Source organism: Vibrio rotiferianus (assembly GCF_002214395.1).
In the GTDB taxonomy this organism is placed as follows: Bacteria; Pseudomonadota; Gammaproteobacteria; order Enterobacterales; family Vibrionaceae; genus Vibrio; species Vibrio rotiferianus.
Genome location: NZ_CP018312.1, coordinates 2,031,527 through 2,051,681 on the forward strand (window position 1 = coordinate 2,031,527; position 20,155 = coordinate 2,051,681).

Annotated in this window: 15 protein-coding genes; 7 read left to right on the forward strand and 8 right to left on the reverse strand. The window is 45.5% G+C overall.

Annotated features, from left to right (window positions below):
- Positions 1-113 precede the first annotated feature (113 nt).
- The 4 genes from BSZ04_RS18480 (at position 114) to BSZ04_RS18495 (ending at position 5,925) form a co-directional block, all read left to right on the forward strand.
- Positions 114-614 carry a YfbU family protein gene (locus tag BSZ04_RS18480; protein ID WP_088881094.1) on the forward strand — a complete coding sequence of 167 codons (501 nt, stop codon included), beginning with the start codon at positions 114-116 and terminating at the stop codon, positions 612-614.
- 488 nt (positions 615-1,102) lie between these two features.
- The gene (locus BSZ04_RS18485) at positions 1,103-3,037 is read left to right on the forward strand and encodes a PrkA family serine protein kinase (RefSeq protein WP_010447168.1); all 1,935 of its coding nucleotides are present in this window, start codon (positions 1,103-1,105) and stop codon (positions 3,035-3,037) included.
- A 45-nt stretch (positions 3,038-3,082) separates the two neighbouring features.
- Positions 3,083-4,354: a YeaH/YhbH family protein gene (locus tag BSZ04_RS18490; protein ID WP_038883831.1), complete on the forward strand. Its 1,272-nt coding sequence runs from the start codon at positions 3,083-3,085 to the stop codon at positions 4,352-4,354.
- A gap of 11 nt (positions 4,355-4,365) precedes the next feature.
- Entirely contained in the window at positions 4,366-5,925 is a 1,560-nt protein-coding gene (locus tag BSZ04_RS18495; RefSeq protein WP_010447164.1) for a SpoVR family protein, read from the forward strand.
- Between the two features lie 82 nt (positions 5,926-6,007).
- Here BSZ04_RS18495 and kdsB read toward each other — a convergent pair whose 3' ends face one another.
- Genes kdsB through BSZ04_RS18520 form a run of 5 tightly spaced genes read right to left on the reverse strand, consistent with a single transcriptional unit; the run spans position 6,008 to position 11,974 of the window.
- The gene (gene kdsB / locus BSZ04_RS18500; RefSeq protein ID WP_088881095.1) at positions 6,008-6,766 is read right to left on the reverse strand and encodes a 3-deoxy-manno-octulosonate cytidylyltransferase; all 759 of its coding nucleotides are present in this window, start codon (positions 6,764-6,766) and stop codon (positions 6,008-6,010) included.
- Positions 6,766-6,945: a Trm112 family protein gene (locus BSZ04_RS18505; protein ID WP_005378451.1), complete on the reverse strand. Its 180-nt coding sequence runs from the start codon at positions 6,943-6,945 to the stop codon at positions 6,766-6,768. The genes kdsB and BSZ04_RS18505 overlap by 1 nt, the downstream gene beginning before the upstream one ends.
- Positions 6,926-7,933 (reverse strand): tetraacyldisaccharide 4'-kinase, encoded by a 1,008-nt coding sequence (gene lpxK, locus BSZ04_RS18510; protein WP_088881096.1) that lies wholly within the window; start codon positions 7,931-7,933, stop codon positions 6,926-6,928. The genes BSZ04_RS18505 and lpxK overlap by 20 nt, the downstream gene beginning before the upstream one ends.
- A 5-nt stretch (positions 7,934-7,938) precedes the next feature.
- Positions 7,939-9,687, reverse strand: coding sequence for a lipid A ABC transporter ATP-binding protein/permease MsbA (gene msbA, locus BSZ04_RS18515; protein ID WP_088881097.1), 1,749 nt, complete (start codon positions 9,685-9,687; stop codon positions 7,939-7,941).
- Positions 9,688-9,718: 31 nt separating this feature from the next.
- Positions 9,719-11,974 (reverse strand): DNA internalization-related competence protein ComEC/Rec2, encoded by a 2,256-nt coding sequence (locus BSZ04_RS18520; RefSeq protein WP_088881098.1) that lies wholly within the window; start codon positions 11,972-11,974, stop codon positions 9,719-9,721.
- An 8-nt stretch (positions 11,975-11,982) separates the two neighbouring features.
- Here BSZ04_RS18520 and BSZ04_RS18525 point away from each other — a divergent pair, with 8 nt between their 5' ends.
- Positions 11,983-12,492, forward strand: a complete 510-nt coding sequence (locus tag BSZ04_RS18525) for a DUF2062 domain-containing protein (RefSeq protein WP_010447143.1) — start codon at positions 11,983-11,985, stop codon at positions 12,490-12,492.
- 199 nt (positions 12,493-12,691) lie between these two features.
- Here BSZ04_RS18525 and lolE read toward each other — a convergent pair whose 3' ends face one another.
- The 3 genes from lolE to lolC are packed head-to-tail and all read right to left on the reverse strand — an operon-like array spanning position 12,692 to position 15,847.
- Positions 12,692-13,936 carry a lipoprotein-releasing ABC transporter permease subunit LolE gene (lolE, locus tag BSZ04_RS18530; RefSeq protein WP_088881099.1) on the reverse strand — a complete coding sequence of 415 codons (1,245 nt, stop codon included), beginning with the start codon at positions 13,934-13,936 and terminating at the stop codon, positions 12,692-12,694.
- Between the two features lie 2 nt (positions 13,937-13,938).
- A complete protein-coding gene (lolD, locus tag BSZ04_RS18535; protein WP_010447138.1) occupies positions 13,939-14,646 on the reverse strand; it encodes a lipoprotein-releasing ABC transporter ATP-binding protein LolD in 708 nt (235 codons plus the stop codon).
- Positions 14,639-15,847 (reverse strand): lipoprotein-releasing ABC transporter permease subunit LolC, encoded by a 1,209-nt coding sequence (gene lolC, locus BSZ04_RS18540; RefSeq protein ID WP_071235725.1) that lies wholly within the window; start codon positions 15,845-15,847, stop codon positions 14,639-14,641. The genes lolD and lolC overlap by 8 nt, the downstream gene beginning before the upstream one ends.
- A gap of 266 nt (positions 15,848-16,113) precedes the next feature.
- On the opposite strand from lolC, the gene BSZ04_RS18545 reads away from it, so the two are divergent.
- Both BSZ04_RS18545 and mfd read left to right on the forward strand, forming a co-directional pair.
- A complete protein-coding gene (locus BSZ04_RS18545; RefSeq protein WP_088881101.1) occupies positions 16,114-16,683 on the forward strand; it encodes a PilZ domain-containing protein in 570 nt (189 codons plus the stop codon).
- Between the two features lie 5 nt (positions 16,684-16,688).
- A complete protein-coding gene (gene mfd, locus BSZ04_RS18550; protein WP_088881102.1) occupies positions 16,689-20,150 on the forward strand; it encodes a transcription-repair coupling factor in 3,462 nt (1,153 codons plus the stop codon).
- Positions 20,151-20,155: the final 5 nt, after the last annotated feature.

Here is a 20,155-nt window from a genome sequence, read left to right on the forward strand (position 1 = left end):
GATAATTCTTGCCATTTTTCATATTAAATATGTGTTGAGATCATGTTTCACCTTCGTCCGAAACGTTAACCTAAGCACATTAAAAATGTATTAGATTATTTAGTGAGGTCACCATGGAAATGTCAAACGCTCAACGTTTGATCCTATCAAACCAGTACAACCTAATGTCTCAGCTTGACCCTAACAACGCGGCTAAATACAAGCGTCTACAAACGATTGTGGAGCGTGGTTACGAGCTACAGATGCGCGAGTTGAACAAAGATTTTGGCTGCATAACTGAAACTGAATGTCGTGAAATCATCGACATCATGGAGATGTACCATGCAATGCAAGAGTCGCACAAAATGCTGGATGATGAAGAGCGCAGTAATGTAGATCAACGTCGTCTTCAGTTTCTTGGCTTTGATATCGCAACGGAAGCACAACAAGTGCATTACGTACGCTTCCTAGTGGATTCAGAAGGACTTTACCCTCAATTTGATAAAGCAGATCATCACTTCAATAGCCAAATGCCAATGCTAGACAAATACCGCCGTATGTTAAAAACATGGCGTAACTGCCCTCGTCAATACCACTTGTGTGCAAACGAACTGGCGCAAATCTTTAGTGCATAATCCAGCAAGTATCTGAAAAGGAGAGCAAAGGCTCTCCTTTTTCTTTTCCCCTATCACAATTCAGCCTCATGCGTTAAGCACGCTTAAGTCTTTCATTCTCTGTAACTTGCACACAAATCACTAATCTCAGTGATTCAAAGCCACATATCTGATTTCTATCGCTCCTATTCACAGCTCAAATTGTTAATTCTCTAAACAGTGATTCAAATGTCACTTTTGCAATAAATTCATAATTGTTAAGCAAAATTGGAAATCCCCGACTAGGCTTAGAAGGAGAAAGGGAGTGATTGAAAGGTACTTATCCATCGTTCTCAGTTGTTGTGAAATTTGTCCATAAAGCAAAGTCTTTGGTGTTGTTTAGCTGACCTAGAGTACAAACCAAACGTGATAATAGGACGTATAAGCTCATACAACGAAGAGCATATTGAAGGTGGGTAAGCCTGCGTCAACGTTCGTCGGTAGACTGACTAGTTAAAGGGGAAAGCGACATGAGTATTTTCGACCACTATCAATCAAGATATGAAGCTGCAAAAGATGAAGAGATGTCGTTACAGGATTTCTTAGCCCTGTGTAAAGACGACAAAAGCGCTTACGCTAATGCTGCAGAACGCCTACTTTTGGCTATCGGAGAGCCAGAAGTCATTGATACTGCCCAAGATCCAAGATTGAGCCGTATCTTCTCTAACCGTGTCATCTCGCGTTATGAAACCTTCAAAGACTTCTATGGCATGGAAGATGCGATTGAGCAGATTGTTTCTTATCTCAAACATGCTGCACAAGGTCTGGAAGAGCGCAAACAAATCCTATACCTACTCGGCCCTGTCGGTGGTGGTAAGTCATCTCTTGCCGAAAAACTGAAAGCATTGATGGAAAAAATGCCTATTTATGTTTTGAGCGCAAATGGCGAACGAAGCCCAGTAAACGACCATCCCTTCTGTCTATTTAATCCAGTTGAAGATGGGGAGATTCTGAAAAAAGAATATGGCATTGAACATCGGTACTTGCGGTCAATCATGTCTCCTTGGGCTGCAAAGCGTTTACACGACTTTGGCGGGGACATCACCAAGTTTAAAGTACTCAAGGTGCGTCCATCCATCTTGGATCAAGTTGGTATCGCGAAAACCGAACCGGGTGATGAAAACAACCAAGACATTTCGTCCCTAGTTGGTAAGGTCGATATTCGTCAGTTAGAGCATTACTCACAAGACGATCCAGATGCCTACAGCTACTCTGGCGCGCTGTGTAAAGCGAACCAAGGCTTGATGGAATTCGTTGAGATGTTCAAAGCGCCAATCAAGGTGCTACACCCACTCTTGACTGCGACTCAGGAAGGCAACTTCAACGGAACTGAAGGTCTATCGGCGATTCCATTCGACGGTATGATTCTGGCGCACTCAAATGAATCTGAGTGGCAAACCTTCCGCAATAACAAGAACAACGAAGCGTTCTTGGACCGTGTTTACATTGTGAAAGTGCCTTACTGTCTACGAGTGTCGGAAGAAGTGAAGATCTACCAGAAACTGCTTGAAAACAGTGAACTGTCTAAAGCACCTTGTTCACCAAGCACACTCGAAACTCTTGCTCAATTCAGTATTCTTTCACGACTGAAAGACCCTGAAAACTCATCCATCTTCTCGAAAATGCGTGTATACGATGGCGAAACGCTTAAAGACACCGATCCAAAAGCGAAGAGTTATCAAGAATACCGTGACTATGCAGGTGTTGATGAAGGAATGAACGGTCTATCAACCCGTTTTGCATTTAAGATCTTGTCTCGCGTATTCAACTTTGACCAAACAGAAGTAGCAGCGAACCCTGTTCACCTATTCTATGTAATTGAACAGCAAGTAGAACGTGAGCAATTCCCTTCTGAAATTGCTGAGAAATACCTTGAATTCTTGAAGGGCTATCTAGTACCTCGCTATGTAGAGTTCATTGGTAAAGAAGTTCAGACAGCATACCTAGAATCCTACTCTGAGTATGGTCAAAACATCTTCGACCGCTACGTCACCTATGCCGACTTTTGGATTCAAGACCAAGAGTACCGTGACCCAGAAACTGGTCAGCTATTCGACCGAGCATCTTTAAACGCAGAACTAGAGAAGATCGAGAAAACGGCTGGCATCTCTAACCCGAAAGATTTCCGAAATGAAATCGTCAACTTTGTGCTTCGTGCGAAAGCCAATAACAATGGTCAAAACCCAGTTTGGACCAGCTACGAAAAACTGCGCACGGTAATCGAGAAAAAAATGTTCTCCAATACTGAAGAGCTACTTCCGGTTATCTCGTTCAATGCGAAAACCTCTTCTGAAGATCAGAAGAAGCACGACGACTTTGTCGCTCGCATGATGGAAAAAGGCTATACCGAGAAACAGGTTCGCCTACTTTCTGAGTGGTACCTACGAGTACGTAAGTCATCCTAACTAGTTTGAGTTAGGTCGCTTGTGAAACATGAAGAGGGCTATTTCATGGCGCAATTTATAGACCGAAGGCTCAATGGCAAAAACAAGAGCGCTGTTAATCGACAGCGCTTCTTGAAGCGTCATAGAGAGCAGATTAAAGAGTCGGTAGCTGACGCAGTGAATCGACGCTCGATCACGAACACGGAAACGGGCGAAGACGTCTCTATACCGCACAAAGACATCAATGAACCTATGTTTCATCAGGGTAAAGGAGGCGTGCGCGACCGCGTACACCCTGGTAACGACCAATTTATCACTGGTGACAAGATCGAACGCCCGAAAGGCGGTGGCCAAGGCGGCGGTGCTGGTGAAGGCAATGCCAGCCCTGACGGCGAAGGCCAAGATGAGTTCGTTTTTCAAATTTCAAAAGATGAATACCTCGATATCTTGTTTGAAGATTTAGAGCTACCGAATCTTGAGAAAAACCAAATTGCCAAAATCACAGAATGGAAAACACACCGAGCTGGTTATCAAACGGCAGGTATTCCATCCAACATTGCCGTTGTTCGTTCACTGCAACAGTCGTTGGCACGTCGCACCGCCATGACAGCAGGTAAGAAACGCCTTCTTCATGAATTAGAAGAAGAGCTTGTCCGAATCAAAAACATCGAGCCAGCTCAACAGCTTGAAGAAAATCGTCTTAAGAAAGAAATTGAGGATCTACGTAAGAAAATAGAAAGCGTACCCTTCATTGACACTTTCGACTTACGTTTTAAGAACTATGAGAAACGCCCTGTTCCGTCGAGCCAAGCAGTGATGTTCTGTCTGATGGATGTGTCCGGTTCTATGGACCAAGCCACCAAAGATATTGCAAAGCGCTTCTACGTGCTTCTGTACCTGTTCTTAACACGTACCTACGAGAACGTTGAAGTCGTCTTCATTCGTCACCACACCCAAGCGAAAGAAGTCGATGAACATGAGTTTTTCTATTCGCAAGAAACTGGCGGGACAATTGTATCAAGTGCGCTCAAGTTGATGAACGAGATCGTCCAAGACCGCTATCCTGTGGGCCAATGGAACATCTATGCTGCCCAGGCATCTGACGGTGATAACTGGGCTGATGACTCGCCTCGTTGCCGTGATTTACTTGTGAATAAATTGCTTCCGAATTGTCAGTATTACTCATACATTGAAATCACACGACGCTCGCACCAAACGCTGTGGCATGAATATGAAAAACTTTCAGAAGAATTTCCAAACTTCGCCATGAAAAATATCCGCTCTGTGGAGGATATCTTCCCAGTCTTTCGTGAACTATTCAAAAAAGAAACGGCGTAAGGAGGTGGGCAATGAACACTGCAACAACAAACCTTTCGGGGAAAGCCTCGAAGAAGCGCAGAGAGAATATGCTGCCAGATGGTCCAGACTGGACCTTTGAGCTGCTTGAGCGTTACCACAAAGAGATCAAGCGTGTCGCGGAGCATTACCGTCTCGATACCTACCCTAACCAAATTGAGGTGATTACCTCAGAGCAAATGATGGACGCGTACTCAAGTATCGGTATGCCCATCAACTACAATCACTGGTCGTTTGGTAAAAAGTTCATACAAACAGAGCAGAACTATAAGCACGGTCAGATGGGGTTGGCTTACGAGATCGTCATTAACTCCAACCCATGTATTGCCTACTTGATGGAAGAGAACACCATCACCATGCAGGCGCTTGTTATCGCTCACGCATGTTATGGGCACAACTCGTTCTTTAAAGGCAATTACCTGTTCCAAACTTGGACCGATGCAAGTTCGATCATTGATTATCTTCTGTTCGCAAAGAATTATATTGCGGAATGTGAAGAGCGATATGGCGTGCACGAAGTCGAACAATTGCTCGATTCTTGCCATGCACTCATGAACTTTGGTGTAGACCGCTACAAACGTCCGGAAAAGATTTCGATCAATGAGGAGAAAGCTCGCCAGGAAGAGCGTGAAGCTTACCTGCAATCTCAGGTTAACGAACTTTGGCGTACAGTGCCACAATCCAAAACCAAAGAAGAAGACATGAAGGTCCGCTTCCCTAGTGAACCCCAAGAGAACCTGCTCTACTTCTTTGAAAAACACGCTCCATTGCTTGAGCCTTGGCAACGTGAGATTGTTCGTATCGTGCGTAAGGTAAGCCAATACTTTTATCCACAGAAACAAACTCAAGTAATGAACGAAGGCTGGGCAACGTTCTGGCACTATACCATTCTCAATCATCTCTATGATGAAGGTTTGGTTTCTGAGAGGTTCATTCTCGAGTTTCTACACAGCCATACAAGCGTGGTCGCACAACCGCCATACAATAGCCCTTACTTCAACGGTATCAACCCTTATGCACTTGGTTTTGCGATGTTTCGAGATATCAAACGCATCTGTGAAGAGCCGACAGACGAAGACAAAGAGTGGTTCCCAGAATTGGCAGGAACAGACTGGTTAGATGCGGTTCACTTTGCCATGCATAACTTTAAGGACGAGAGCTTTATTAGCCAATACTTGTCACCGAAGCTCATGCGCGACTTTAAGCTCTTTGCGATTAATGATGATGACCGGAAAAACTTCATCGAAGTTGCCGCTATTCATGATGAAATGGGTTACAAACGCATTAGGGAAACCCTCGCTGCGCAATATAACTTGGCAAATCTGGAGCCCAATATTCAAGTCTTCAACGTTGACGTTCGTGGTGATCGCTCTTTAACACTGCAATATATTCCTCACAACCGAATTCCTCTTGATAGCAGTTATGACGAGGTATTAAAGCATGTTTATCGCTTATGGGGCTTTGACGTAATTCTCGAGGAAGTGAAAGACACCGGACACAGAGAGATCCTCTCAACTTGTCCAAAACGGAATCAGTACGATACCAATATCTAACCTATACGACATCTAAGCTAACATACCGACAAAAAAGGCTCCTCGATGAGGAGCCTTTCTAATTTGGAAAACAATACCAAGCTTATTGTGCTTGCTTAGCAACAATGGCGCGTACCGCTTCTAAATCTTCTGGAGTATCCACACCGGCTGCTGGTGCTTCTTTTGCGACTTCAACGTGAATCTTTTCGCCATACCAAAGCACGCGAAGCTGCTCCAGACACTCAATTTGCTCAAGTGCACTTGGCTGCCAACTCACGTAAGTATTAATGAAACCCGCTCGGTAAGCGTAGATACCGATGTGGCGCATCAATGGGTTCGCGATCGTTTTTTCTTGCTTGGCAAAGTTGTCACGATCCCACGGAATCGTTGCTCGGCTAAAGTACATAGCATAGCCACGCTCATCCGCCACTACTTTTACCGCATTCGGGTTGAAGACTTCTTCTTCCGATTCGATCTCAACCGCAAGCGTTGCCATTGGCGCATCACAACCCGCTAAGTTGTCAGCCACTTGACGAATAATAGACGGTGGAATCAATGGCTCATCACCCTGAACATTGACCACGATATGATCTGCCGGGATAGCCATCTTTTCTACCACTTCAGCTAAACGCTCGGTTCCAGATTCATGATTTGGAGAAGTCATGCAAACTTTACCACCAAACTGCTCTACCGCTACAGATACGCGCTCATCATCCGTCGCGATAATCACATCTTCAGCACCCGCCTGTAGCGCTTGCTCATAGACCCACTGGATCATTGGCTTACCACCAATGTCTGCCAATGGCTTACCGGGTAACCGGCTCGACGCGTAGCGCGCAGGAATGACAACCGTAAAAGACATTAGCGTCCCTCATCCATGCTCATGGTTCGTGCTTCTGGCTCAAGCAGAACAGGAATACCTTCTTTGATTGGGTAAGCAAGGCGATCCAGTTTGCAGATCAACTCTTGATTATCTTTATCGTACGTCAGCTTACCTTTGCACACAGGGCAAGCTACAATCTCAAGCAGACGGTGATCCATAAGTCGCTTTAACCTCTTTTATTCGATTTAAAATTCGTCCTGCATCGTTTGATTCAAACTGTGCAGAAACGGGCAGATACCACCAATTGTCTTGCGCATAACTGTCGCATTTGACGGCATCTTTTTCTGTCATAATCACATTAGCTCCTTGTTGAGCCAATGCTTGTAATTCTTGCTGGTCAAAGTCTTGATGATCGGCAAAGCCTTTCGTCACTTTGACGTCTGCATTCATTGCATTAAGTGTATTAAAAAATCGTGGTGGATGCCCTATCCCCGCAAACGCAACGAGATCACGTAATTCACTGACCTCGACTTGTTGTTTTGTCTTCAGGTTTATCGCCTTTGATGGCGCTAAAGACATTGGCATTTCGCCTTGCTGAGCTTGACCGCCATTCGTGATGATAAAGTCGACTTCAGCAAGACGCTCTACCCCTTCACGAAGTGGACCAAGTGGAATAAGGCTTTCATTGCCAAAGCGGCGATTACCATCAACGATAACGAACTCGATATCTCGCTCTAGAGCGTAATGCTGGAGGCCATCGTCAGTAATAATGATATCAACGCCAGTTTCAAGCAATGCTTTCACCGCATTGGCACGAACCGGGTCTACGGCGACAGGTGCACCAGTGCGGCGATAAATCAGCTTCGGCTCATCACCACAGTGTTTCGCTGGTGTATTGTCATCCAGAATGAGCGGATAATGCGGTGCTTTTGCACCATAGCCTCGAGATACCACTCCCGGTTTAAAACCAAGCTGTTGCAATTGCTCCACCAGCCACACTACAACAGGCGTTTTGCCATTACCACCAGCTGTAATATTTCCAACAACGACGACAGGTACAGGCGCTTTATACGCTCGCTTTTTACCGGATTGGTATTGCTGACGTTTAGACTTGCTAATCGCTCCAAACAACAGACTCAGTGGCCACAACAGTGGCCACAGCAGGTATTTTAGGGGATGGTTTTCGAACCAGATTTTTTCAACCACAGCGCTTAAGCACCAAATTGGATTCGATGAAGCTGAGCGTATGCTCCGTCTTTAGCAATCAAATCAGCATGGTTACCACGTTCAACGATCGCACCTTCATCCACCACTAGGATTTCATCAGCATTCTCAATCGTCGACAGTCGGTGTGCAATCACCAATACAGTTTTGTCTTTCTGTAGTTCGTCCAGAGCAGATTGGATTGCACGTTCAGACTCGGTATCTAGAGCAGACGTTGCCTCATCAAGAATCAGAACTGGCGCGTCACGTAATAAAGCTCGAGCAATGGCTACACGTTGACGCTGACCACCAGATAAACTCGCGCCATTCTCACCGATCATCGCATCGAGTCCGCCATCCATCTTACTGATAAATTCCATCGCATGAGCTAATTTCGCTGCTCGTTCAATATCTTCATTCGTGAACTTACCTTCTGTCGCGTAAGCAATATTGTTTGCGATGGTATCGTTAAATAGATGGACGTTTTGAGAAACTAAAGCGAACTGCTCTCGTAGGTTCTTCAACTCATAGTCACGAATGTCATGGCCATCAAGTGTAATAGAGCCACCGCTGACGTCGTAAAAACGGTTGAACAAGTTCGCGATGGTACTCTTACCTGAGCCTGAACGGCCAACCAACGCCACCGTCTTACCACGAGGAATATCAAAGCTGACGTTTTCGAGCGCTGGTTTCTCTGCCCCTTGGTAAGTAAAACTCACATCTTGTACCGAAACATCACCATTCGCGCGCTCGACTGTAAATTTACCTTCGTTCTTTTCTGGCTCTAGGTCTACCAACGCGAATAAAGTTTGGCTCGCTGCCATACCACGTTGGAACTGTGAGGTTACATTTGTTAGCGCTTTAAGCGGACGCATCAAACCAAACATTGCTGAGAATACAACGGTAAACGTACCCGGAGTCAGTTGCTCTTTGATTGAATCAATACTTGCTAGATATAGCACCACGACAATTGCAATAGACGCGATCATTTGAATGATTGGGTTTGCCGCTGCTTGAGCTGTCACTAACTTCATGCTTTGTTGGCGCATTTGGTTGCTGACTTTTTCAAAGCGTTTGCCTTCGATGTCTTGACCACCGTAGCTTAGTACAACTTTATGACCTTTCAGCATTTGCTCTGCCGAAGCCGTCACATTGCCCATCATGGTCTGCATGTTTCTCGAGATCTTTCTAAATCGCTTAGAAACAACACTAATACCAAAAGCTACAACAGGAGCGACAGCAAACAAAACCAAAGACAATTGCCAGCTGTTATAGAACATCAAAACCAGCAAACCGATGATGCTCGCGCCTTCACGCACAATACTTACTAACGCAGAGCTGGTAGCCGCAGACACTTGCTCCGAGTCGTAAGTAATACGAGAAAGTAGATTACCCGTCTTTTCTTTATCAAAGTAAGACACGGGCATATGCATAAAGTGATTAAACACCATACGGCGAATTTGCATCACCACATTGCCTGACACCCAGCTCAAACAATATGTGGAAACAAACCCACTCACACCACGAATAAACATCATGGCAAAAACAATCAGCGGAAGTGTTCGAAGAAAGTCCGACTCCGCATTACCAAAACCTTCATCAAGAAGCGGTTTTAGCAAGGAAATCATATAGGTATCAGAAATAGCATTAATAACTAATGCAATAACGGCAACGATAAGACCTGATTTATAAAGGCGAATAAATTGCCAAAGACGTTTAAACGTCTGCCAGGTCGTTTCATCAGTATTTATCGACATAGAAGTGCTTTATTTTCTTAGATTAAGACTCTTATTCTACTCCCTTACGCAGCATCTGCCTATACCAAGGCTCAAACATCTTGTTACGTTGCGTTTTTAATCGCCAAAAATCCCGCCATACATAAATACTCACCTGCCCAGATTCTCCAGTATCAAACCATGATGTGCCCAAAGACGTGTAGGCCTGCTGTACAGATGGGGATGGCATCCCCCACCGATTATTTTTAGCCAAAGAAGCGATGGCTATTTGAGGGTTTATTGCTTCAATAAACTTGGGATTAGAAGAGCTTTTACTGCCATGGTGGGGGACAATCACGATATCACTATCTAACAGTTCTGGTCGTCTGATTAAAATCCATTCACTAATGGCCTCAATATCTCCGGTTAGTAAAATTCGAAAGTTAGAAACAGGATCAACGACCCTAATGACGCACGAGTGAGGGTTAAAAGCACGCCTTACTAATTTAGGTGGCCAGATTGCTTCAAACTTCACCCCTTGCCAATACCAGGCTTCGCCCTCGATACAAGGAAGATAATCCGGCAGAAGCTGACTACTGAACTTGTCATTAGGTTCAAAATTCTCTTCTAAGAACCGTCTTCCTCCTGCGTGGTCATCATCCAAATGACTGAGGATCAAAGCGTCAATTTGAGAGTGCCCTTTTGAATGTAGGATAGGCGAGATAACTCTTTCAGCAATGCTCCCCCCTCTCCATGATTTCCCCGTATCATAGAGCAATGCCTTATCGTCTTTCTCAAACAACACTGATAGCCCGTGGCCCACATCTAAAACATCAACACGCCAGTAATACTGTTTAAAGGGAAAGACGAGATAGAGCGTGGCAATACTGATGATGAGTAGGATGCTATTCACAGTAAGAAAACGAAGCCCAAACAAACAAAACAATATCAACGTTATAAGAATAAGTGAGTCATCACTAACAGCAAACCAAGTTTCCTCAGCCAATCCTAACGCCCAATTTAGAGGCCAAAGTACCCCATCGACGAATATCCATACCCAACTAAAAACATCTGCGGTCAAGCAGGTGAAAAGTAGCGCTATAAATATCATAGGAACCACAACCAGGCTAAACCAAGGGATAAAAATCAGATTAAAAAGGGGAGATACTGCGCTAAAACCTGAAAAAAAGTAGCCGCTAACTGGCAAAATGAACAGCGACAGAGCAAGTTGAACTGCGATGATATGCTTTAAAATGTTAAGCCAACTATATTGGTTCATCCAAACAATATTAAGTACAACAAGCACCGCAACTACCGATAAGTAAGACAACCAAAAACTGCTACCTAGGAAAGAAAACGGCTCGACTAAAAGTTGCCCACTAATGGCGAGCAGTAAAATCCTCCAACTTGGCCAATGCAGTTTATGGTACTTAAGAAACAAATAGATCGCGCATACACTTAGGGCGCGCACAGTTGGCAACGAAAAATCAGCAAGCCAAGAATAAGCAACAGCAAAAACTAGCCCAAAGATGTAGGGCAAATGATTAGCCCACGGAATTGCAAGACGAAACAAAAAACCAAGAAAACAGCCAAATGAGAGCGCCATGCCAATGTGTAAACCAGAAATGGATACTAGATGAATAAGTCCACTGTCTCGCAAGCTTTTCCATAAGTCGGGAGTAAGTAATGAGCGATCGCTGTAACTCAGAGCTCTTATTAAAGGTTCATTATATAAACCTGCAATACTGGCGTTAATACGCGCGATGAGTGTTTGTCTGAGAGCGCTTTTTGAGCGAACAATCCAGCGACTGTCTTTCATCGAAGTCGCTCTTGCCACAATACCCTGACTTAAAGAAAAGTTTTCTGAATCAAAACCAACCTCGTTTTTTAAGCCCGTAATCGGCTTTAACTCTACTTCCGCCTTAATTTCACTGTTAACACCAAGTGGAATTGAGGTTATCAACCGAACTTTTGGTTTAAAAAATGGTAAGAGAGATTGAGAATTTACGTGGCTAACAACGACAATTCCTTCATATCCGTGACTTATTTGCGTAAAAGGGCTGTCAACTTTGCCATTTATGGTAATATTCACCCCTGCTTTAAACAGGGCTTGTTTTTGTTGTTCCATGACATTGCCATGGGCAATAACCACCATACAGCCCCAAATTACGCCAATGCACATTAAGCCTCGACGTAGTTTGATTATTGAGCCAACGGCAAAAATACCCAGCAGCAACCAATGCCAACTCGGCATCATCGGCCACCACGCAGATGAAAAAACGCTTGCTACAAATAACGCCAAGGCCAAACTTTTTTCTGAGAGAGTCATGTCGTCCTATGCCTAGAAAGCTGATAAAACGCTTCATGCCAGATCATGAAATGATCAAGCGCCAAAAAGCACTGAAAGTCTTCGGCAACGTTTTATACAACCCAAACTTATGGTGTCTAAATCGTCGCTCTGCATCAGGTGCTTTTGCTGTTGGTCTGTTTATGGCGTTTGTTCCGCTTCCGAGTCAGATGATCATGGCTGCAGGTCTTGCCATCATGCTTGGTGTCAACTTGCCTCTATCCGTAGCACTTGTCTGGATCAGTAACCCAATTACTATGCCAGTACTGTTCTACTTTGCTTATAAGCTTGGTGCATTGGTCATGCACGTACCACCACAGCCTTTCCACTTTGAACTGTCGTGGGAATTCATCATGGAGCAAATGAACACCATTGGGCCTCCATTTTTACTTGGTTGTGCCATTTGTGGTGTTGGTTCTGCCATTATTGGCTACTTTGGTATTCGCGGACTTTGGCGTTACTCAGTAGTAAGAAGCTGGCAAAAACGTAAGATACGATAAGTACTTATTCTTCAATTGGCAGGTTGCAAAGCATCGAATGGAAAACGCTTAACGTTCGGTGTGAAAGGTGTTGTAACTCAAGTATGAAAACTACCGAGCCACTGCAGAGGCGATAGTTAGATTGCAGATAAAAGAAAGGACCGAGATTCGGTCCTTTTTTGTGTCAGTTAGTTACCAGCGCTTCGCTAAGTTCTATCAACTACTTTGAACTCAATACCGCAGCTGGATTAAGTTTCGCCGCGCGGGATGCAGGGTACCATGTCGCTAGCAAGCTGAGCACAATCGCCGTAATTGAAACCAAAGCAACATCAGGCCAATGCAATTGTGATGGTAAGAAGTCGACAAAGTAGATATCCCCCGAAAGAAATTGGTGACCAATCAAAGCTTCTAGCCCTTTGATGATTGGAGTGAGATTTAACGCAACAAGAACACCAACCACACTGCCAGAAAGACTGCCAAATACACCCGAGAACACGCCTTGCCACACAAAGATACGCTTAATCAAACCATCCTTTGCGCCCATAGTACGAAGAATCGCAATCTCGGCAGCGCGATCTTTCACCGCCATCATTAGTGTCGATACGATGTTGAAACACGCCACACCTATGACCAATACCATCACCAAGTACATGATGGTACGAACGAGCTGAATATCGCGATACAAGAAGCCGAACTGTTGTTGCCAACTTTTCAGGTAAACATACACATCAATCAGGCTACCCACTTCACGCACAATGGAAGGCGCGTTAAGTACATCATCGGTTTTAAGCGAAATACCCGTGACACCATCACCCAAGCGCGCATAAGCTTGTGCATCCTCCAGAGGCACTAAAGCCAATGAGTGATCGATTTGACCATTAAGAGTCAAAAATCCAGCCACCTTAACGCGAACTCGTTTTGGTGCTTGAACCTTATTAGTGCTGCCAGTCTGGGGAATCATCAAAGTAATGTAATCACCTACATCTACTTTAAGCTCATTCGCCACACCACGGCCTAAAATCACTTGCTGTTGGCCCGCATAAAAGTTTTGCCATGCTTCTGGGTCAATGAACTCCGACATGCTCGACACCGCTTGTTCAAAAGCAGGATCCACACCGCGCACTTCAATCGCCTTGAGCTTACTGCCTTTCTCTGCCAAGCCAGTAAATCGAACATAAGGCGCCGCTGCGACAACGTGTTCATGCTTCAAGGCTTGGTTCATGGTTTTGGTGTAGTTATGTAGCGGACCGTTTACCCCTTCTAACTCCCCATGTGGGATTACCGATAAAACACGTGACTGTAGCTCACGCTCAAAACCGTTCATGGCGGATAGACCTATAATGATCACCGCAACACCAACCGCAATACCAATGGTGGAAGAGAGAGAAATGAAGGACACCATCTTGTTGCGCTTTTTCGCGCGACTAAAACGGCCACCGATCATCAATGCTAAAGATGAAAACAAAATTAGCCCTCCGCAGTCGCTGTTTGAATAGTAAAGCGATCCACCAGCAACCCATCTTGCATGTGCATTTGACGGTCCATTTTCGCGGCTAACTCGTTATCGTGGGTAACCACCAAGAAAGCGATGTTCGATTCCTGGTTTAGCTCACGCATCAAATCGTAAATCGCCAATGCGGTATTGTGGTCTAGGTTGCCCGTGGGCTCATCCGCCAATACTAAATCCGGCTTGTTGACCAAAGCACGGGCAATCGCAACACGTTGGCGTTCGCCACCAGACAGCTCCGAAGGACGGTGGTCCATGCGGTGTCCTAGGCCAACTTTCTCTAGCAGAGCTTTTGCTTCCGCTTTTGCATCCGCGACTTTTGCGCCACCAATCAACAATGGCATAGCAACGTTTTCTACTGCAGTGAAATCAGCCAATAGGTGATGGAACTGATACACAAAACCGAGGTGTTTGTTTCGCAGTGCCGCTTGCTTGTTTGAACTTAGCGCAGACAAGTTCTGTCCCAGAAAATCCACCTCACCTTGAGATGCATCATCTAAAGCGCCAAGGATATGCAGCAACGTACTCTTACCTGAGCCAGATGAGCCAACAATAGAGACCAATTCCCCTTTGTCGATATCAAAACTCACGCCTTTCAACACTTCCGTATCTAACGAGCCTTCTCGGTAGACTTTACGAATATCACGACATTCTAATAGCTTATTCATAGCGAAGTGCCTCAGCAGGTTTAACAGAAGATGCTCGGTAAGACGGGTAAACAGTGGCAGCTAGACTCAGAGCAATCGCCAGCACTACCACCAATAAAATTTGGAATGAATCAATCACGATTGGCAAGTGACCACCGAAGCTAAACAAGGCAACACCTGCCGCTTCCAGAATGGCATTGAGATTGAGCGATAAAGCAACGCCGACCGCGCCACCAACAATCGCGCCAATCACACCACTACTCGCGCCCTGCACCATGAAAATCGCCATCACTTGAGATTGCTTCATACCCTGGGTTTTGAGAATCGCGACTTCCGATTGCTTCTCCATCACCACCATGATCAACGCAGAGATAATATTAAATGCCGCAACGCCAACAATCAGGCCTAGCATTAAGCCCATCATGTTCTTTTCCATTTTAACCGCTTGGAAAAGCTCGCCGCGCTGCGCTCGCCAATCGCTCCACTGCCAACCGTCAGGCATTGGTTTATCTGCAAACTCAGTCACCATAAACGGGTCAGAGAAGAATACGCGCCAACCCGATACCGTATCTTTTGGCAAACGCATCAACTTAGAAGCATCGGTCATATTGACGATCATGAGCTGGCCATCAACATCAGAGCCAGTATTGAAGATGCCCGCCACCGTAAAGTTACGTTGACTTGGGATTCGACCTAATGGGGTAAATTGCGTCGCATTGGTCACCATTAAGCGGACTTTGTCACCCATCGACACTTTAAGAGAGCGCGCCAAGCTGTGACCAAGGAACACCTTATACTCACCCGCTTGTAGCGAGGATAAACGGCCAGCGATCAAGTGATTAGAAATAGGATCGCCAAGTTTAGGCTCGATACCAATCAAGTAACCAGCGGTTAGCTGCGCTGAACTTTGGATCACCGCCTCACCGCGAACAATCGGTTCAGGCGCAGCGATTGTCGACATGTTTTGGATAAATTGGGGCGCAGTCTCGCTAACGGGCGTTTTACCATCGTGCTGGGAAATCACCGCATGAGGAAGGACACCTAGGATGCGTTCCTTTAGCTGAGCCTCAAAGCCATTCATGACCGAAAGTACTGTCACCAACGCCATCACACCAATCGTGATACCTGCGGTCGACATGTAAGAAACGAATCGACTGAATCTATCCCCGGAGCGTCCCCGAAGATACCTTATGCCAATAAACAAAGAGATAGGATGATACATATAGGACAAACCAACTGGTTTTCTAATAATGGAGCCAATACTTAGCTAATTAATACCGGTTATCTTACCTTACTCTTACTATGAAGAAGACAAGATAATCGCTAAATTTGTCAACGACATGCAATAAGTCCATTTTTCTCTAAGAAAGTTCAGCCTGACAGAGCAAGGAAACTTGATAAGTTAAGTCAGTTAGCGATAATCAATGCCTTACCTTCCTCTTTCACTATAGGAAAGAGAAGTGCTCGTTTGGCAAAAGGACACTAAATATGACTGAGCAAGAATACTTCACCGTACACCACAACCTAACTATTAATGTTGAGGTGATGAGTGAAGATTACCTTTTGCCCAATGAAGAATCATTTCTCGCAGAAATCCCTGCACCATTCATTGTGGCTAGCGAGTTTAGTCAACTGGATATGCTCGCTGATAGTGCTCGGTTAGAGCTACAGAACAAAGATCTTAAACACGTAATCAGCTTGTTGGATACGCAAAATTCAAAGCTTAATCTTTTGCTAAGCTTTATGCTTTCTCAGCAAGACGACCCCGCCCAGCGCTCTCAAACCACGCAATTTGGTGCCAGTCAATTAAGCTACCGCTCCAACCTTTTGGTAGAGGTAGGGCAATTGGTTCGGGTGAAGCTCTTCTTAGACCACCCAGCCGCTGCGATTTACTGCTACGCTCAGGTAATAGAATGCGAACCATCAGAACAAGGGCATCTGGTCACTCTCAAGTACAAATTGCTTAGAGAAGCAGACCAAGATCTATTGATTAAGGCCGCGCTATACCAGCAGCAAAAACTACTCCGTCAGCGCTCACTAGAGCGAGATAACAAATAAGTACCATGACAAAAGCAACGATTCTCTCCGTCACGAATCCGTCTGAGCGTGGCGATAAAAAACAGCTGGGCAACCTACCCGGCGCAGCATTACCTATGGCAATCGCAGAGCTGGCGAAACAGCATGCTAGCCACTCTCTGCTTGTTGTACCAGATCCACAAATTGCGTTGAAGCTTCAAGCAGAAATTGAACAGTTTACCGATCAGCCAGTCAGTCTATTCCCTGATTGGGAAACGCTGCCTTACGATAACTTTTCTCCGCACCAAGAAATCATTTCTGATCGAATTGCACGCTTATACCAACTGCCAAACCAACGCAGTGGTGTAACTATCGTACCTGTCAGTACCATCTTACAACGCCAGTCTCCTCGCGACTTCTTGCTGCAACATACTTTGATGGTGAAAACAGGCGATCAATTCTCACTAGAAAAACTGCGTACTCAGTTAGATAATTCTGGCTACCGTCATGTGGATCAAGTATTTGGGCCTGGGGAATACGCTAGCCGTGGTTCAATCCTTGATTTATTCCCGATGGGCAGTTCCGATCCATATCGTATTGACTTCTTCGATGATGAGATCGATACCATCCGTACCTTTGATCCAGAAAATCAACGTTCGATCGACGACATTCAGCAAATCCAATTGCTGCCAGCGCACGAGTTTCCAACCACAAAAGAAGCAATCGAAGATTTTCGAACTCGTTGGCGTACGCAATTCGAAGCTCGTCGCGAGCCCGAGTCCATCTACATGCAGGTAACCAAAGGGACATGGCCTGCAGGTATCGAATACTGGCAGCCACTGTTCTTTGAGCACACAGAAACCCTGTTTGATTACTTACCAGATGATTCACAACTGATCGTTTATGGCGACATCGAAGCCGCTGTGGATACGTTCTTGAATGACGTCGACTATCGTTACGACCAAAAGAAAATCGATCCACTTCGCCCGTTATTAGTCCCTCATGAACTGTGGCTAAAAAAGGACGAGCTATTCAAGCAAATAAAGCAACTGCCTCAAGCCCTGTTAAGTCTAGATAAAGTTGTAAAACGTGCTGGTCGCCAAAACCTCGCAGTACAGTCTCTGGCTGAACTGGGTGTACAACAGCAGAACAAAGAACCACTTTCTCGTCTACGCCAGTTTAGTGAGCAATTCACAGGAAAAATCGTCTTTTCGGTAGAATCCGAAGGCCGCCGAGAAGCACTGACTGAATTGCTACAAGGCATCAAAATTCGCCCTGTGGTACATGAATCAATTTACCAAGCCTTGGATTCCAAAGATCGATTCAGCTTGATCTTAGGCGCAGCAGAACATGGCTTTATTCACGAAGAGCTGAACTTCGCACTTATCTGTGAAAGTGATCTACTGGGCGATCGCGTAATTCAGCGTCGTCGTAAAGACAAAAAGACCGTCAACAGTGACACCGTCATTCGCCACCTCGCCGAGCTAAAACCAGGTCAGCCAGTGGTACACATCGACCACGGTATCGGCCGCTACATTGGCCTGCAAACACTTGAAGCCGGTGGAATGAAAACAGAGTACGTGACCCTTGAGTATCAAAACGATGCCAAGCTTTACGTTCCTGTGTCTTCATTAAACCTAATCAGCCGTTACTCAGGTGGTGCTGAAGAGAGCGCGCCGCTGCATAAACTCGGTGGTGAAGCATGGGCGAAGGCTCGTCGTAAGGCCGCTGAAAAAGTCCGTGACGTGGCTGCCGAGCTTCTCGACGTTTACGCTAAGCGCGAGTTGAAACCGGGTTACAAGTTTGCTCTCGACCGTGGTCAATACGCGACCTTCAAAGCGACTTTCCCGTTTGAAGAAACTGATGATCAGTCGATGGCAATCAATGCTGTTCTGTCTGACATGTGCCAAGCGAAAGCCATGGACCGCCTAGTGTGTGGTGACGTAGGCTTTGGTAAAACAGAAGTCGCAATGCGCGCTGCATTTGTTGCTACTGACAACAGCAAACAAGTCGCCGTATTGGTGCCAACCACCCTACTGGCACAGCAACACTTTGAAAACTTCCGTGACCGCTTTGCCAACTTGCCAATTCGCGTTGAAGTACTATCGCGCTTTAAATCGGCAAAAGAGCAGAAAGTCATCCTCCAAGATGTTGCTGACGGCAAAGTTGATATCGTGGTAGGTACTCACAAGCTACTTTCTAGCGACATCAAGTTTAAAGACCTTGGGCTATTGATTGTTGACGAAGAACACCGCTTTGGCGTGCGCCAGAAAGAAAAAGTAAAAGCGATGCGTGCCGATGTGGATATCCTTACGCTTACCGCAACTCCGATTCCGCGAACATTAAACATGGCAATGAGTGGTATGCGCGACTTGTCTATCATCGCGACACCACCAGCCCGTCGTTTGGCAATCAAGACCTTTGTACGTCAACGCGAGGATTCCGTCGTTCGTGAAGCGGCATTACGTGAAATCATGCGTGGTGGCCAGGTTTACTTCCTCCACAACCAAGTCGAAACCATCGAAAAGACAGCAGAAGATCTGCAAAAGCTGATTCCAGAAGCGCGAGTGACCGTCGCCCATGGTCAGATGCGTGAGCGCGAGTTAGAACGCATCATGAATGACTTCTATCATCAGCGATTCAACTTGCTTGTCTGTACCACCATCATCGAAACGGGTATCGACGTTCCGACAGCCAACACGATCATCATGGATCGTGCTGACAACCTAGGCTTGGCGCAATTGCACCAACTTCGAGGTCGCGTTGGTCGTTCACACCACCAAGCATATGCTTATCTACTGACACCGCATCCGAAAGCGATCACCAAAGATGCCATCAAACGTCTTGATGCAATTGCTTCACTGGAGGATCTTGGTGCAGGCTTCACTTTAGCAACACACGATCTTGAGATCCGTGGTGCTGGTGAGCTTTTAGGTGACGAACAAAGTGGTCAAATTCAATCAGTTGGCTTTACACTGTATATGGAGATGCTTGAACAAGCGGTTGAAGCATTGAAAGAAGGTAAAGAACCATCACTGGATGACCTGCTTCGCGAGCAGACAGAGATAGAAATGCGCATCCCCGCTCTACTGCCGGATGATTACATTCCTGACGTGAACACTCGTCTATCCATGTACAAGCGCATTGCAAGTGTTACTGATAACGAGGCTCTGTCTGAGCTAAAAGTAGAATTGATTGACCGGTTCGGTTTGTTACCAGATGCTGCGAAGAACCTTCTATCTGTCTCAGAACTGAAAATTGGGGCAGGAAGTCTCAAGGCGAAGAAGATTGAGGCGCATGATAAGGGGGGATTCATTGAGTTTTACCCTGATGCTGACATAAACCCAGCGTATTTAGTTAAACTCCTGCAATCACAGCCGCAAAAATTTGCAATGGAAGGTCCAACTAAGTTCAAGTTTAGCGTACCATTGACGGACCGACGTAAACGCATTCAGTTTGTTCAAGACTTACTGAATGATTTTAAACAGAATTTATTACCAACGAGCTAATAGTC

Coding starts and splice junctions, on each gene's coding strand:
- BSZ04_RS18505 (WP_005378451.1), bottom strand. CDS start 6,945: ATGGATCACCGTCTGCTTGAGATTGTAGCTTGCCCTGTGTGCAAAGGT.
- BSZ04_RS18495 (WP_010447164.1), top strand. CDS start 4,366: ATGAACACTGCAACAACAAACCTTTCGGGGAAAGCCTCGAAGAAGCGC.
- BSZ04_RS18480 (WP_088881094.1), top strand. CDS start 114: ATGGAAATGTCAAACGCTCAACGTTTGATCCTATCAAACCAGTACAAC.
- BSZ04_RS18525 (WP_010447143.1), top strand. CDS start 11,983: ATGCCTAGAAAGCTGATAAAACGCTTCATGCCAGATCATGAAATGATC.
- BSZ04_RS18485 (WP_010447168.1), top strand. CDS start 1,103: ATGAGTATTTTCGACCACTATCAATCAAGATATGAAGCTGCAAAAGAT.
- lolD (WP_010447138.1), bottom strand. CDS start 14,646: ATGAATAAGCTATTAGAATGTCGTGATATTCGTAAAGTCTACCGAGAA.
- lolC (WP_071235725.1), bottom strand. CDS start 15,847: ATGTATCATCCTATCTCTTTGTTTATTGGCATAAGGTATCTTCGGGGA.
- msbA (WP_088881097.1), bottom strand. CDS start 9,687: ATGTCGATAAATACTGATGAAACGACCTGGCAGACGTTTAAACGTCTT.
- kdsB (WP_088881095.1), bottom strand. CDS start 6,766: ATGTCTTTTACGGTTGTCATTCCTGCGCGCTACGCGTCGAGCCGGTTA.
- mfd (WP_088881102.1), top strand. CDS start 16,689: ATGACAAAAGCAACGATTCTCTCCGTCACGAATCCGTCTGAGCGTGGC.
- BSZ04_RS18545 (WP_088881101.1), top strand. CDS start 16,114: ATGACTGAGCAAGAATACTTCACCGTACACCACAACCTAACTATTAAT.
- BSZ04_RS18490 (WP_038883831.1), top strand. CDS start 3,083: ATGGCGCAATTTATAGACCGAAGGCTCAATGGCAAAAACAAGAGCGCT.
- BSZ04_RS18520 (WP_088881098.1), bottom strand. CDS start 11,974: ATGACTCTCTCAGAAAAAAGTTTGGCCTTGGCGTTATTTGTAGCAAGC.